This window comes from Peribacillus sp. FSL M8-0224 (assembly GCF_038003055.1).
GTDB classification, from domain to species: Bacteria; Bacillota; Bacilli; order Bacillales; family DSM-1321; genus Peribacillus; species Peribacillus frigoritolerans.
Genome location: NZ_JBBOOJ010000001.1, coordinates 590,074 through 604,369, shown reverse-complemented (window position 1 = coordinate 604,369; position 14,296 = coordinate 590,074). Strand labels below are relative to the sequence as shown.

Below are 14,296 nucleotides of genomic sequence, written 5' to 3'. Positions count from 1 at the left end.
TTACACACCTTTCTTAATCTTTTCACCCTCGTTATAAAGAAAATTAATTGTCGATTTAAAACAAACTACCCAGTCTAATAGCGCAAGAAAATCACGTTTATTATCGAAACTAAAATTAGAAAACGAGATGGCATCTATACTGTTAAAATGGGTGAAATTTCGAATTGTATTTTCTATCCGATGACACTGATTCAATAATTCTTCATGTTCACTACAAGTATCTTTATATCTCATCACAAGAGTTTGGACTGAAAGAACAATGGAAGGGTCGCTTTCTATATCTTTCATTGTTCTTTTTAAGTCCAGTTCTATTTTTAATATGGACTCCTCTAATTTTTTCTTTTTCTTAAAAGAAAAATGAAGGAATCTTCTTATTAACAAAAGTTTTAACTCGTCTATTTGAGATTGAGCCAATTCCTTTAAATGAGCGATAATTTTGTTGAACACAAACTCATCGAATTCTTGAATAGGTACCTTATAAGAACAATCACAATAATAATAGAACTTTTTTTTCTCTAAAATCTTCATCTTATCAATCTCTGTGTTACAGATACCGCACTTTATTTTTTTTTCTAACAGAGCTTGATAGGAATCCTTCGCTTTCTTCTTATCTATATCTGGACATGTAATTCTTAAGCGTCTATTCGCTTCGTTCCACACTGCATCCTCTTCATCATCGTCCCAAATCCGTAAATCATATCTAATTTTAGGAGCAGGATAATCCTTTCCTTGCAGCCTTTGGATAAGGACACCCTTATAAAGCGGCTGAGAAATAATCTTTACGATTGTGTCTTTAGGGAATTTCCCCTTTTTCAGTTCAGGATGTTGCTTCATGGCTCTAATAATTTCAGCCATTTCTTTATCTTCGCCCCAGCATGCAATAAACTCCTGAAAAATAATTTTCACAATTTCCCTTTTTTCACTTACTATTTCTATATGTCCATTTTTCGATGTGTATCCAAAAGGAGGGCTTCCACCACTCCATTTTCCATTTTCAGCTAAAAACACTCTTGTTTGCATTTGTCTACGGTGAATATTCTCTCCTTCTTGTTGAGCTAACCCTGCAAGAAGCACCTCCACAAATTCTCCAATTGGACCCGTTTGTAATGGGGGTTCATTATCCGCTGCGAAGTGGATTTCCACTTTAGAATCCAATAAACTACTTATAATTTGTAAATATTGTTCTACGTTACGAGCCAATCGATCTCGTTTGTAAACAATCAATCTTGCTATTTCACCATGCTCTGCTTCATATAGCAATTTAGATATGACTGGTCGATCTTCAATGCTACTTATTCGAGCTGATTTTTCACCTTCGTTATAAAATTCATGAACCAGCCAATCGTTATGGTGGGCATATTCAAGACAAACAGATTTTTGTACTTCTGTTGAATTTTTCTGTTTTTCCTGATCAAGCGATTGTCTTGCGTAAACGACTGTCTTTCTCAAATGTCTATGTCACCCTCCCTTAATTTCACCCTTACCTCTTGTTCCACCCAATCCGCACACAAATCTAGCCATTGCCTTTGAAATTCCTGCTTGTACACTATTTGAACAGATTCTAACCGCAATACAGATGGTGCTTTTTTATTACGTCCCATTATATTCACCTCCCTTTTGTTAGTATGTACCAACAAAAGGAAAATATTCATTTCAATAAACACTTGTTTATTAAAATGAATAAAAAAATTTTTTTATCTCATTCTAATAAAGGCAAAGAACCTTTAGGGTGGATAGTAATCGCCAGCTTTTGTTCGGGATCCATCTCTTGGAGTAAATGACCATAAGCAGAAATCCATACTTTTTCTTCCCATTTCACTAATCTTTTTGTTAAGCTTTCCCGTTCAATTAAAGGTAGTTCATGCAATTGGCAAAAGGATTGATCATTCCAATAAAAAACGACTCTCGGTTTTTCCTGCGTCATTCATTCATCCCCCTTTGTACACTTTATGCGTAAAGGAGGATTGGATAACACAGATTTCATAAGAAAAGAAATGCACTCATATAATGGACAAACAGAATGGGGGAATCGCAATGTTTAGTCAATCTGATGACTCTGATTTACGAGATATTGCAATTTACACAAGGGTTTCAACTGATGAACAGGCACGAGAAGGACTCTCTCTGGAAGAACAAAAAAATCGCTTGGAATCTTACTTTTACGCAATGGGTTGGAATCATTCCTTACGATATTTTATAGATGAGGGCTTTTCAGCTAAAAACATCAAAAGACCTCAATTGCAGGCCTTGATTGAAGCTGTCAAGGATGATCAAATCTCAAAGGTAATCGTAACCAAATTGGATAGGTTCAGCCGAAAACTTCAAGATCTATTGATTCTAATTGAGTTATTTCAATCTCACGGCGTTTCGTTTATCTCCATTAGTGAGAGTTTCGATACTAATACACCATCTGGGCGGCTGACCCTTCAAGTTTTAGGCGCAGTAGCCGAGTTCGAGAGAGAAAGGATCCGTGAACGAGTGATCGATAATATGTTTCATGCAGCAAAGAAAGGACAATGGCTTACTCAGCCTCCATTCGGCTATAAACTTGTGGATAAAGAATTAGTAATTGATGAAAGTGAAGCAAAGGTTGTGCGGCGCATTTTCAGCTTATACTTAGATGATAATTTAGGATTTTATGCAATTGCTAAACTTTTAAATGAGGAGGGTGTTCCATCAAGTACAGGCAAGGAATGGTGGAATCGAACGATTAAACTCATGTTGACCAATCCCGCCTATAAAGGAACTACCGTCTGGAATCGTAAAAATGGCAGTAGCCCCAAAAGAGCAGAGAATGACGTTGAAAAGTGGATTATTCAAGAGAATACACATATCTCCATTATCGATCCAGACAGATGGGAAAGAGTACAGATCAAATCACAAGAACGTTCTTTACCAAGTCGTTCTCAAAGAAGTTCATATTTGTTAAGTGGTTTACTCAAATGTGGATTATGTGGAGGAGGCATGAGCCATGATCGTGCAGGTTCCAAAAACAGCAAATATGGTGTTTACCGATGTTCAGCTAACAAAAACAAAGGGACATGTTCAGGAAAAGTATATCGTGCAAAAGAACTTGAACAATTTTTCAAGGAAAGCTTATACAACTTATCTAAGGACTTTACTCCACAATTTGTTCCAGAAGTACAACCTGCCAAAGATACAGTTACCTCTACATCTTTACAGCAAAAAATATACATAGCAAAAAAACGCTATCAACGAAAGGTTGAAGCGTACACCGCAGGTCTTATTGAACTTAATGATTTGGAAATGGAAAAGAAAAAGTTAGATGATCTATTAGGTGTCTTAGAAAAGACAAAAGTTCAAGAAATGAATCCAGGTCAGATTGCCGAAGAAATGAAGGCTAAATTGAAAACATTAGTTGACGCGCTGGAACAATTGCCTGTTGTGGAAGCGAAGCTGCTTCTTAAAGAGATTATTGATCGGATTGTTGTGAAGAGTGCTGAGGAGATTGAAATATATCTAATAAATTGAAAAGTAAAAAAATTCAATTTATCTTCTTATACACGCTAATCTAATTGTGATGAATTAAATTAAAAAACACCAATAATGGTGTTTTTTTTCTTTTCTCATTTTGTAATAACCGCTTAATTGGAACGAAGCCCAGCCTTCGTTCATGATTTTCGTTTCCAGCTGCGGCCAGAAATACAGCATCTCTTCCCTGATCATCGTCATGATATCCCGCTGCCAATCGGTTAAATCCCTGCTGTACTGTTCTATGAAAAGCATAATATCCTTTTCTGGCCTTGGCGGGAATTTTTTTCTTTTTTTAATGTTGGATTTCTGCGGTTTATCCTTATTATCAAGATTCCATAAATCATCGTATTGTGTGGCTGTCGGTTTTATTTCCTCTTCTTCTTCTTCATCTTCCATCGTCCAGGCAAGCTTCGGTCTCATCAGCGACGGATCGATATGTTCTTCAATGGCTAAAAGTGCATCGAGGAAGGTTTCCACTTCCTTTTTGCCATGCAGGATTTCATATTCACGGATTCTTTCTGCCGTTGCCGACATACTTTCTACCATATCCCTCTTGGTATTATTGAAGCGTATATTATTCTTAAAGAAGTCACAATGCGCCAAAACGTGGGCAACAATCAATTTATTTTGTACAAGTGAATTGGAGTCCAGCAGAAAAGCGTAACAAGGATCAGAGTTAATGACCAGTTCATAGATTTTACTTAATCCAAAGTCATACTGCAGCTTCATTTTATGAAATTGCTTTCCAAAGCTCCAATGAGAAAAACGGGTCGGCATCCCATAGGCACCAAATGTATAAATGATTTCTGAAGGGCAAATTTCATAGCGCATCGGGTAAAAATCCAACCCGAACCCCGTTGCTATTTCTGTAATTTCACTAATGGCATATTCCAGAGCCTTTTGCTCCGCTTCATTCATCCGATATCCCCCTTGTCTTCCGCCTTTAAACTAATGTATGAAAAAAAGGAGGAAAAATGCCGTGATCATGAGTAAAGGTCCTCGATAACAGAAAAAAAACACCTCCATGAAGAAGATGTCAGGCCAAATGTTTCATGCAGTTCTGCACTCAATCCCTTTGATATTAAAATTTTACTAATTCCGGATTCACAGCCTCTTTTTTCATTTTTGAACGGATCCAGGAAATGATGAGCGCTGCAATGATGACAAAACCTAAGTATCCTGTGATTGGGTATACCGTCCCAACCAATTTAATAAAGCCAACGAAACTTGCAAGGAAGGCGAGAATTCCGACTATAATCACGGATAATTTAAATCGTTTCGTTTCCGCAGGCACCAGCCTGGCGGTGAATGCATACAGCATCCCGACAGCTGTATTATAAATCATTCCTAAAAGGATGATTGATAGGATATATCCCAACCATGGAGAAATCTGATTCGCTAAATGAAGGGTAGGCATACCAGAGCTTTCTATGCCCTTTAAGTCGGACATCATCCCCAAATTGATCAAAAATAACAGGATCCCCAATCCGATACCTCCCAGAATTCCTCCCATTCCAGCCTGTTTCTTATTCTTGAAGGTCCCGCCCATTACGGCCAGCATGGCAATTCCTGCAGTCATATTATATGAAACATAAAGTAATGAACCCATCAACCAATTTCCGGTAGCAGCCGTTCCTTTACTTGAAGATGAAATGATTTGATTGAAACTTAGATTGGATGTGAAAAATGAATAACCTGAAATAATGATCATGATAACGAATAAAAACGGTGTGACGGCACTAATGATGGACATTATTTTATTAACATTAAGTAAAAGCGTACCGATCGTGAGCACCGTCATGACGATTGCACCGACCATGCTTGGAATCCCGAATTGTTCCTCAAAAATCGTTCCGGAGCCGGCAATCATGATGACTGTAACGCCAAACAAGAAAAATGTGATGATAATATCGATCGACCACCCTGCCTATATAGCGGCCGCAAATATGATCGATGATGCTTTTATGGGAACGTGTCTGGAGAGTGCTCCCCAACTGGGTAACTTGCATGCCCAAAAACGCGAATAAAACTGTCGCCACCACAATTCCCAATACACTGTAGATTCCAAAACTAGTGAAGAACTGTAACACTTCTTGTCCTGAAGCGAAACCTGCTCCAATGATGATTCCAATATATGCTCCTGCAAGATTTATACTGTTTTTCATATCAAATACCACCTTAATTATATGATTATTCTGACAATTTAAGTTATGAGAATATCTTTCCTTTCATCATTATCCTCCCAGCTTCAAGTTAACGGGCAATTGCCCATGAAGCCGGGAGGTCCTTTAATTCAACTCTTATTTATTTGTATATCTTTTACTATAGGAAGTGAATTCATCGACCGCAGTGTAATCTACTTCATAGCCAATGCCTGCCGCTTTTGGAACGGTTATGACCCCATCATTCACTGTAACCTCTGGTTGGATGATGTCTTTATGCCAATAATTCGCGGATGCTGCCGTATCACCAGGCATCGTGAAGTTATCAAGTGTTGTCAATGCGATATTATGGGCACGCCCCACACCAGATTCCAGCATGCCTCCGCACCAAACCGGTACATTCCTTTCTTTACATAATTCATGTATTTTCATAGCTTCCGTTAAACCGCCAACCCTGCCAATCTTAATATTAATGATTTTACAGCTTCCCAATTCAAGAGCTTTTCTCGCATCTTCGACGGAATGTATACTTTCATCCAAGCAAATCGGTGTTTTGATTTCCGCTTGTAATGTGGCATGATCGACAATATCATCCGATGACAAAGGCTGCTCGATCATCATTAAATCAAATTGATCAAGTTGTTTGAGTAATTCAATGTCTTTCAGCCGGTAAGCGGAGTTTGCATCTGCCATGATCGGGATATCGGGATATCGATTGCGCACTTCCCTGATTACGTCAACATCCCAACCTGGTTGAATTTTCATTTTGATTCTTTTATACCCATCCTTCAATCCAGCTTCTATCTTTGCCAGTAATTCAGGTACCGTTTTTTGGATGCCGATACTGATCCCAACATCGATCTTTTCCAGTTCCCCGCCTAAAGCCATACTTAAAGGGATATTCTTTTCTTTTGCGTATAAATCCCAAATGGCTCCCTCGATTGCCGATTTTGCCATATTATTTTTACGAATATGCGAGAACATATCCGATACATCACGAGGATGCTCTATTTCTTTATCCAATACAAGCGGAATCAGGAAATCCTCCAGCATGGTCCAATTGGTTTTTATCGTTTCTTCGTTATACCAAGGTGCTGAAAATGCCACAGATTCAGCCCAGCCTGAAAGTCCCTCTCCATTCTTCACTTCCACAAGAATGAACTCCTTATCCACAAACGTTCCAAAGCTTGTTGTAAAGGGAGCTACCAAATCCATATTTAAATGACGTAAACGCACTTCCGTTATTTTCATCCCGATTCCCCTCTTATTCTTGTTTTTTTAATAAATAGTTTTGAATGTTTTCACCTTGTTCCCGTTCGATCCCGGCTGCAACATATCCTTTGGCAAAAAGAGCTTTGAATAATTCACCGGTTTTTAACCGCCAATCAATCGCAAGGCGAAGATCAGATTTTTTGATTTGTTGAATATCCGTCGGAATGGGGATGGCGATCACCTCGGCATTGGTTTCTAAATGATAATCCTGGATGTAAGGAAAGCCTTGGTCATTCATTCCTGTCGTTACGATGTGTATGGCTTTATCAGGAAGCGGAGTCTCTTCCTTTGCTTCCTGCCGTATATTCCATTCCACCATGAATCGATCAGTGGAAAGTCCTTCATTGAGGGTATCCTTCATATTCCCATAACAATCTTCCATATATGTAGAACATACAGCTTTTAGCTTACCGATATTCAAGTTTGCATTCACACTTTCCAATGGATCATATGTCCATGTGATCAAGTCGTAGCCCTTTTTGAGTGCTTCTTCTTTTTGTGCAAGTTTAAGTAATCTGCCGAAGCCCTTCTTTTGATGGGCCGGATGGATGGCTAACATATGTGAACAAAGATATCCCCTTCCGTCCTTGAATCCCGGGAAACTGTATTGAAACCCGACTAACTGGCCATTGATATAGCAGCCTAATACAAGCCCGCCGTTTTTGACAGCCGTAATCGTCTGATGGATGGGAACGCAATCCATGCCCCATACAAGGGCTTCCAGCCGCTGCACTTCTTGTAAATCCTCTAGTGCGGATAGGGATTTAATGATGAATTCATCAGTCATGTAAGGGGCCCTCCCCTCCATACTTCTCGAAAGTGAGTATGATGGCTTTGGCTAAGATTTCAATTCCAGATAACAAAGCTTCTTTGTTGAATGTCATGTTCGGATGATGGAGCCCTGGTGCCAAATCACAGCCCAATCCAAGCATCGTCGCTTTGAGTTCAGGTCTTTTCAACGTATAAAAATGAAAATCCTCTCCTCCTGTTGTAATGACAGGCGCTACCAAATTTTCTTCCCCAAGTGTATCGGCTATCGCTTCAGACATTATTTCCTGTGCTTGATCGTTCACGGTTGCTGCAGCAACACAGGTTCCCGGTTCGAGTTTCACTTCGACTCCATGGACAATGGCCAAAGATTCTGCAACCTTTTCCACCTTTTTGGTGAGCTCTTTCATCACTGCATTATCCTGTGCCCGTAAATCCAATGAAAAAGTGGCTCTCCCCGGGATGATATTGGAACTTTCGCCGCCAGCAAAAAACTGCGTCATTTTTACGGAATAAGGGATGGACGGATTGAGATGGATTCCATTTAACAAAGTGATGAATGCCGCTCCTATCTCGATGGCATTCTGCCCTTGATGCGGTCTGGCTCCATGCGCATCAGTTCCCGCTATTTCTCCTTTAATGAACTGAGCGGCTCCATGCACAATGGCTGGCGCCGCTTGCCCATCTTTCACTTCCTCAACCGGTCTTAGGTGCACTCCATAAAGGAAATCGACATTATCCAATACTTTTTCTTCAATCATCTTCAAGGCGCCCGTGCCTTTTTCTTCAGCAGGTTGGAAAATGAATTTCAGCTTGCCTCTTGGACGAAAGCCCATTTCCTTCAATACAAGAAATACTCCAAGTGCCAAGGTCATATGACCATCATGTCCACAGGAATGATTGGCTTGAAACGTCCCTTGCACCTCCTGCCAAAGCGCATCGATATCCGATCGTAATCCGACCGTGAAATCCCCATCCCCGATTTCGCCAACCACACCTGTACAGTCCTCGAATGTTTTTACCGTACACTGATTCCCCGTTAAAATATTTGAAATGAAAGCTGTCGTATTCACCTCATTCCAACTCGTTTCTGGATTTGCGTGTAAATGGTCAAAAATACCGAGTATACACGGCCTTAATTTTTCGATAGTTTGTGTGATATCCATTTCTGTCTCCCCCTTATATACCGGTTTAATCGGCATGTTCACAAACTGATGGATGTTTTATCTCAAAAGAAATAATCGTCTTGATTGAACGCATCATATATAGCTTTTCTTTCTTTGAATCCTTGTTCATCCTTAATCGATACACCAGCTACTAAACTATTCAATAATGAGAATAACACTGGTGCCGTATCGATAGTGGAAGTCCTTGGTGTTGAAATGGGCAATAAAATGTCAGTATATTCCGCAATCGGAGCCAGTTCGGAATCCGTAACCCCAATTACAAATGCACCCGCTTTTTTGGCCATTTCCGTTATTTTCACAGTCTCTTTAACATAGCGATGAAATGAAATGGCTACAAAAACGGAATTTTCAGTCATTTTATTCAACAGTAAAAATATATCATCAGTATCAGGCCGATATAAATGAACCTCTTCCCTAACAAGCCTAAGTGTAAAGGTTAACCAATGTGCTGCCGAAAATGATAAACGGTGTCCGGATATCAAAACATTGTCAGCTGCCGCCAATTTATCGACTGTTTTGGCGAAATCTTCATTTGATAAATTTTTCATGGTCTTTTCGATGCTGATGATATCCTGCCCCATCACTTGAGCCATGAAGTTTGGCTGACTCGCGGCTTCAAGTTTTGAAGAATGATATTCATTCAAACTGCTGCTCTCGTATATCAACTGATTTCGAATAAGGTTTTGAAGCTCTGCATATCCGCTTAACCCCAATGAATAGCAAAAGCGGATGATGGTCGTTTCACTCACCCCAATGTCTTTTCCGAGCTTTTGAGCTGAAGTGACTGCAAATGTATGTGAATGCACCAACAAGTATTTTGCTACCTTTTTTTGACCAGTAGATAAACCAGGGAATACTTCTTTAACTTTTTGCTGTAAATCCATAAAACATCCCCTCTGAAGCAAGATATGAATCTAATACTTTTTATATGACAATATGAAGTATTAACTTCATTAATAATAGTGAGTATTTTATCACGGTCCTTTTAATAAAACAATAATATTCTGAATTTTTAATAATAAGATGGTGGCAATGTCCTTCAAGCAAAAAAAAAACAGAGATGGACTCCATGGTTTCAGTTTGGCGAAATAAGATGGGGTTCGGAGTACGAGGATGGTTTTTCAGTCGGCTAAAAGGGAGCGGATTTCTGAAAGAGGGTATGTGTAATGATTTCCACTCCAGGCACTCGGCTTTCCGCGGGCGGTCCGCCCTCGGCGCTCCTTGCGACTGTGGGGTCTCCCTCGACACGCTTTTCCCGCAGGAGTCTCGTACCTTCCGTTCCAATCAACTGTAACTATTTTTAAAAGAAATATTGTAGGGAAACTGGCTCTTCTCCAATTCGTCTACAGTCTGGGGGTTCCATCAATTTTTCGACAAAAGGAGTTTCGGATTGTCTCGCCCTGAACCAAGATAAAAATAAACTTGATTATCTTTCATGTTTTTTACTGCCTAATCTCGTTGGATTGAAGAAATTTGCGACGCTCCTGCCGAATTTACCGGCTAGCCGAGACCCCACAGACACTTGCTTTGATGCGGCTTGGCAGACAATCGGCGGAAAGGGAGCGGATTTCTGCAATCACCTGAAATTTTCCAATAAAAAAACTGCAGGCAAACTGATTTTTCATCGAGTTTGTCTACAGTCTGAAACCACGAAATGAACTCCGTAATTTTCCTTCATTTATTTTTTATGACGCTTTGCGTAGCCACACCGTTTACATAATTCTTCAACTGCACATCTTCTTGAGAAACCATCATACATATTTTTAGCCCGTTCACCATTTAAAATGTCTTCAAGTGATGTTTCGAATATATTTCCAAGCGGTATTTTCCCTTCACTATCCAAACAACAAGGTACGACTGTACCATCCACCAAGATACCTAACTGATCTCTAAGAGCATAGCAGAAAATATTTTCATCGATAATGTCACGGTCCAATTCCGGCCACTCGAATTTTTCGGCCATGTTTATATAAACCCGGTCCCTTAACTTAATATTATTCTTTTGCTGAAGAGCTTCACTTAAGCGAATGTCCAATGAAAGCTTCTCCTCCAGCATGCTCAGAATATCATCGTTCAGGCCATTACTCGCTTTTAATTCAGCCGTATCCATATTCCATAAACGAATGGCACAAATCACTTCACTTTTTTCATTTGCTTCATTTATGAAATCGGCAATATTACTGACATAAGAGTCAAGACTATTGGTCGTATCGTTTGCCTCAAAGCTATGAAGTGAAATATTCACCTGCCGGAGGGCTTTTTTGGAGAGCAGCTTGTCTTTGACCTTTTGAATCAAAGTACCGTTCGTTGTAATATTAACCTTCAGGTCATTTTCAGCACTGATATCCAGGAATGTACCCAAATTTTTATTTAAAAACGGTTCACCCATCAGATGAAAATAAATATGATCGGTGTGTGGTTTGATTTTCTTGATAACATCCGTAAACCCTTCGGGATCCATGAATTTCAAGGTCCTTTGCAAGCTGGAACTTGGGCAAAAATTACACTTCAAATTACATATATTCGTAATTTCCACATAAACTTTCTTAAACTTTCTCATTTTCTACTACCCCTACAATCAAGCTTATTGTTTCAATCTGATATTAACTATACTGGTTAGCTGTTCATAAATGCAATGAAAACTTCATGGCAGCTGACCGTATTGGAATTAATTTCCTTTAACAACGAATCCGATATCCCCCTTTTCCGGACAACTTTTAAAAGAAATCAGAAAAAAACATCTTCTCGAGGTGAAGATGTTCGGTAAGGTGCCTACCTGGAATTTCGGTTTGTCCTGATCTCACTTTCCTTTTTGCTCCGTGACCTTCAAACTAAGTAATATTTCATTTTTCAAATCATGTTGTACGGTAACGATGACATTGAACTCCTGACCTTTATCCTCGACCAAAAATCTGAAATCGTCTTCGACAAGATTTTTCGCTACAGTTTTTCTGCCCTTATATTCGTAGTCGGTAATCTCAACTTCAGGATAATCTGCCTGCACTACCGTAATCGCAATCTTTCCGTATTTTTCGTAATCGGGTTTTTGGGCCTGTGCTGAAATGGATCCTGCTTGTATGATTAAAAAAATCCCCATTAGCATCACGATGACTTTTTTCAAAATCTTTTCCTCCTCATACTTTCCGCTTAGTATTATTATGTAAAAATGTTCAGTTGTTATGCAGCTGCTTCGCTTCTTTTACAAGCATGATTCCAACTAATCGATTCCTCTTCCATTCCTCAGGAAACACAGTCAACGGCGGATTGGTTTCATCCACTAAATAACTAAGTTCAATCGTCATTCCCGGGCGGCTGAATTCAGTTATGAACCAATCAGTAAATCCGCTTCCTACCGCTTCTTTCTCCGGAAAGGTCAGTTCATACCCAGTCATTTCGGCAGTCTTTTTGGCAATCCCATAATCTCTCGCCATATTTTTCCGTTTATTTTTGTAATGCCAAAAGATTTCCCTTCCTGAGGTATGATAGGAAATAGCAATAAGGGGATCGATCTCCTTCGTGAAATTCGTAAGCGCTTTTACTTCAGCTGCTTCCAGTGGTTGTCCGCCTTTATAAAATTGATACGTCGGTTTTGTTTCATGACTCATGACTTCTTTCCATCCAGCCGGATATTGCCTATTCAAATCAATGCCTTTAGCGTTGGCTTTCCATCGGGACCAATTCCTGCTATATCGGTTCATTTTCCATACTGCAGCCTTTTCAAGAACATTTAAATTGGATAAATCCCCTTGCTGGATGCTCACGCCATCTGGATTAAGCATCGGGATGAACCAGATGCTCACTTCATCCAATGATTCCGACGGAAATTCTCCAATAGGTTTGCCGGCTCGATAGGCGGCTGCATATTCTTCAAGCATGCGCATTAAAAGTATGGAACTGAGCCATTCCCGTCCATGATGTGACCCCACCAGCAAAATCGATTTTTTTCCTTTTCCTAACCTGATTGCCTTTATATTTTTCCCCTTTTCAGTTTGTCCGATTATTTGAACTTCCAATCCATACTGCTTTTGGATTCCTTGCAAATCCATTTCCAGCTGTTCAGGGGAATACACTTCTGCCGCCAGCGATGGTTCAGGGAAAAAAAGAAGCACCAATATTCCAATTACCATTATTTTTCTCATGTACTCACCTTTTATTTTTATTCAGGTAAAAAGCAACAACCGCGGTCCAAATACATCGCCACTTATTGTAAGGAAATGTTCTGTCAGATCTGAACAAAATACAAATAGCTCCTTATTAAGGGGGAGAAGAACATGAGGATTGCGGATTATGATCAGGCATTGTTTCACACACACCGTTCTGATTGGGACAGCTTGTTAGTATTGATGGTTCGAACGAAAGATCACTTTCTTTCGAAAAAAATAGAACATTTTTTGCACGCTTACAGGTTTGAGCATGATTATCAAATCGTTCAATCCCAGCTGTATGCACTGCTTCGTTATCTGGATCATGCGGCAGAAAAAACAAGTGATTATTTAAGTGAACTTCCAAGCTAAAATCAACTATAGTTTTTGCAAATCGGGAAAATTTATACAAGAGGATTAATTATCGGGGATATAACTTTGGCTGGTGAAACCCTATAAAAACAAGGAAGGGTCAGGTATTGAATACCTGACCCTCATTTCATCATTTTTTCATTGTAGCATATGCAGTTGCATACATTTTAAGCTCTTCGATCATACCTTCAACAAGTACCGCAGACTCTTCAAATAAACCATCATTTTCGTAATCGAAGCAATGCGGATCCAGAACCAATTGTTTTGCGATCACATTTGCATAAAGGCTTCGACCCACTGTCCTCATTGAATTCAAGGCATTGATCCCGCCTTTTCCTCCGCCGGAGACAGCCAATAGAGCGACAGGTTTATGTGTGAATTGTTCACTGCTTAAAAAATCCAAGGCATTTTTCAAGGCTCCGCTCATGGAACCATGATATTCCGGAGTGGTCAGAATTACGCCATCAGCTTCCTCGATGCTTTTCCGGAGACCTTGAATCACTTCGAATTGATATTGCTCACCTTCACCTGAATATAAAGGGATTTCGCTATTGCTTAAATCAATAAGTTCCGCTCCGTATTTCTTGGATATGTAGCGTGAGGCAATCCCCGTACGCCCTTGTTTACGTGGTGAACCATTAATGATTACTAATTTCATGAATTAAACCTCCATTATTCCCGTTGTTTTCCGAGATCAGTCGCCAATACAGTATACCAAAACCGAAACGGAATTTCCTAGAATTTTGATTTTTCATGCAACTAAAAATCACCATAATAAAAAACCGAAAGACCGAGAAGTCTTTCGTTCAGACTGTAGACAAACTCGATGAAAATCGAGTTTGTCTACGTTTTTTTTTGCTTGTACAAATTTTGACGTTGATTGGAACGTAGGGCACTC

General features: G+C 39.6%; 15 protein-coding genes and 1 pseudogene. 2 read left to right on the top strand and 14 right to left on the bottom strand.

The window, feature by feature from the left end:
* The 3 genes from MKX49_RS02870 to MKX49_RS02860 all read right to left on the bottom strand — a co-directional run bounded on the left by MKX49_RS02870 (position 1) and on the right by MKX49_RS02860 (position 1,924).
* On the bottom strand, positions 1-1,449 hold the full coding sequence (locus MKX49_RS02870) for a recombinase family protein (protein ID WP_340874803.1): 1,449 nt from the start codon (positions 1,447-1,449) through the stop codon (positions 1-3).
* Positions 1,446-1,601 (bottom strand): hypothetical protein, encoded by a 156-nt coding sequence (locus MKX49_RS02865; protein WP_340874802.1) that lies wholly within the window; start codon positions 1,599-1,601, stop codon positions 1,446-1,448. The genes MKX49_RS02870 and MKX49_RS02865 overlap by 4 nt, the downstream gene beginning before the upstream one ends.
* 98 nt (positions 1,602-1,699) lie before the next feature.
* Positions 1,700-1,924 carry a hypothetical protein gene (locus MKX49_RS02860; RefSeq protein WP_340874798.1) on the bottom strand — a complete coding sequence of 75 codons (225 nt, stop codon included), beginning with the start codon at positions 1,922-1,924 and terminating at the stop codon, positions 1,700-1,702.
* 110 nt (positions 1,925-2,034) lie between these two features.
* Here MKX49_RS02860 and MKX49_RS02855 point away from each other — a divergent pair, with 110 nt between their 5' ends.
* Entirely contained in the window at positions 2,035-3,492 is a 1,458-nt protein-coding gene (locus tag MKX49_RS02855; RefSeq protein ID WP_340874795.1) for a recombinase family protein, read from the top strand.
* A gap of 120 nt (positions 3,493-3,612) precedes the next feature.
* Here MKX49_RS02855 and MKX49_RS02850 read toward each other — a convergent pair.
* The 10 genes and pseudogenes from MKX49_RS02850 to MKX49_RS02805 form a co-directional block, all read right to left on the bottom strand.
* Positions 3,613-4,413: pseudogene (locus MKX49_RS02850) on the bottom strand (SpoVR family protein); the annotation flags it as partial.
* 163 nt (positions 4,414-4,576) lie between these two features.
* The gene (locus MKX49_RS02845; RefSeq protein WP_340874792.1) at positions 4,577-5,365 is read right to left on the bottom strand and encodes a YkvI family membrane protein; all 789 of its coding nucleotides are present in this window, start codon (positions 5,363-5,365) and stop codon (positions 4,577-4,579) included.
* Positions 5,337-5,660, bottom strand: coding sequence for a hypothetical protein (locus MKX49_RS02840; RefSeq protein WP_340874789.1), 324 nt, complete (start codon positions 5,658-5,660; stop codon positions 5,337-5,339). Before MKX49_RS02840 ends, MKX49_RS02845 begins: the two co-directional genes overlap by 29 nt.
* Before the next feature lie 135 nt (positions 5,661-5,795).
* Positions 5,796-6,908 (bottom strand): o-succinylbenzoate synthase, encoded by a 1,113-nt coding sequence (gene menC, locus MKX49_RS02835; RefSeq protein WP_268590716.1) that lies wholly within the window; start codon positions 6,906-6,908, stop codon positions 5,796-5,798.
* A 13-nt stretch (positions 6,909-6,921) separates the two neighbouring features.
* Positions 6,922-7,716: a GNAT family N-acetyltransferase gene (locus MKX49_RS02830; protein WP_340874786.1), complete on the bottom strand. Its 795-nt coding sequence runs from the start codon at positions 7,714-7,716 to the stop codon at positions 6,922-6,924.
* Entirely contained in the window at positions 7,709-8,857 is a 1,149-nt protein-coding gene (locus MKX49_RS02825; protein WP_340878447.1) for a M20 peptidase aminoacylase family protein, read from the bottom strand. The genes MKX49_RS02830 and MKX49_RS02825 overlap by 8 nt, the downstream gene beginning before the upstream one ends.
* 68 nt (positions 8,858-8,925) lie before the next feature.
* The gene (locus MKX49_RS02820; protein ID WP_340874784.1) at positions 8,926-9,768 is read right to left on the bottom strand and encodes a MurR/RpiR family transcriptional regulator; all 843 of its coding nucleotides are present in this window, start codon (positions 9,766-9,768) and stop codon (positions 8,926-8,928) included.
* 794 nt (positions 9,769-10,562) lie between these two features.
* On the bottom strand, positions 10,563-11,444 hold the full coding sequence (locus MKX49_RS02815; RefSeq protein ID WP_034315057.1) for a radical SAM/SPASM domain-containing protein: 882 nt from the start codon (positions 11,442-11,444) through the stop codon (positions 10,563-10,565).
* Between the two features lie 240 nt (positions 11,445-11,684).
* Complete coding sequence (locus MKX49_RS02810; protein ID WP_340874782.1) at positions 11,685-12,005, bottom strand: DUF3889 domain-containing protein; 321 nt, start codon at positions 12,003-12,005, stop codon at positions 11,685-11,687.
* 49 nt (positions 12,006-12,054) lie between these two features.
* A complete protein-coding gene (locus MKX49_RS02805) occupies positions 12,055-13,023 on the bottom strand; it encodes a M14 family zinc carboxypeptidase (protein WP_340874780.1) in 969 nt (322 codons plus the stop codon).
* A 132-nt stretch (positions 13,024-13,155) separates the two neighbouring features.
* On the opposite strand from MKX49_RS02805, the gene MKX49_RS02800 reads away from it, so the two are divergent.
* A complete protein-coding gene (locus tag MKX49_RS02800) occupies positions 13,156-13,398 on the top strand; it encodes a YhdB family protein (protein ID WP_048689737.1) in 243 nt (80 codons plus the stop codon).
* A gap of 130 nt (positions 13,399-13,528) precedes the next feature.
* On the opposite strand, the gene MKX49_RS02795 is transcribed toward MKX49_RS02800, so the two are convergent.
* Entirely contained in the window at positions 13,529-14,056 is a 528-nt protein-coding gene (locus MKX49_RS02795) for an NADPH-dependent FMN reductase (RefSeq protein ID WP_340874778.1), read from the bottom strand.
* Positions 14,057-14,296 lie beyond the last annotated feature (240 nt).

Coding starts and splice junctions, on each gene's coding strand:
- MKX49_RS02865 (WP_340874802.1), bottom strand. CDS start 1,601: ATGGGACGTAATAAAAAAGCACCATCTGTATTGCGGTTAGAATCTGTT.
- MKX49_RS02860 (WP_340874798.1), bottom strand. CDS start 1,924: ATGACGCAGGAAAAACCGAGAGTCGTTTTTTATTGGAATGATCAATCC.
- MKX49_RS02855 (WP_340874795.1), top strand. CDS start 2,035: ATGTTTAGTCAATCTGATGACTCTGATTTACGAGATATTGCAATTTAC.
- MKX49_RS02845 (WP_340874792.1), bottom strand. CDS start 5,365: ATGATTGCCGGCTCCGGAACGATTTTTGAGGAACAATTCGGGATTCCA.
- MKX49_RS02840 (WP_340874789.1), bottom strand. CDS start 5,660: ATGAAAAACAGTATAAATCTTGCAGGAGCATATATTGGAATCATCATT.
- menC (WP_268590716.1), bottom strand. CDS start 6,908: ATGAAAATAACGGAAGTGCGTTTACGTCATTTAAATATGGATTTGGTA.
- MKX49_RS02830 (WP_340874786.1), bottom strand. CDS start 7,716: ATGACTGATGAATTCATCATTAAATCCCTATCCGCACTAGAGGATTTA.
- MKX49_RS02820 (WP_340874784.1), bottom strand. CDS start 9,768: ATGGATTTACAGCAAAAAGTTAAAGAAGTATTCCCTGGTTTATCTACT.
- MKX49_RS02815 (WP_034315057.1), bottom strand. CDS start 11,444: ATGAGAAAGTTTAAGAAAGTTTATGTGGAAATTACGAATATATGTAAT.
- MKX49_RS02805 (WP_340874780.1), bottom strand. CDS start 13,023: ATGAGAAAAATAATGGTAATTGGAATATTGGTGCTTCTTTTTTTCCCT.
- MKX49_RS02800 (WP_048689737.1), top strand. CDS start 13,156: ATGAGGATTGCGGATTATGATCAGGCATTGTTTCACACACACCGTTCT.
- MKX49_RS02795 (WP_340874778.1), bottom strand. CDS start 14,056: ATGAAATTAGTAATCATTAATGGTTCACCACGTAAACAAGGGCGTACG.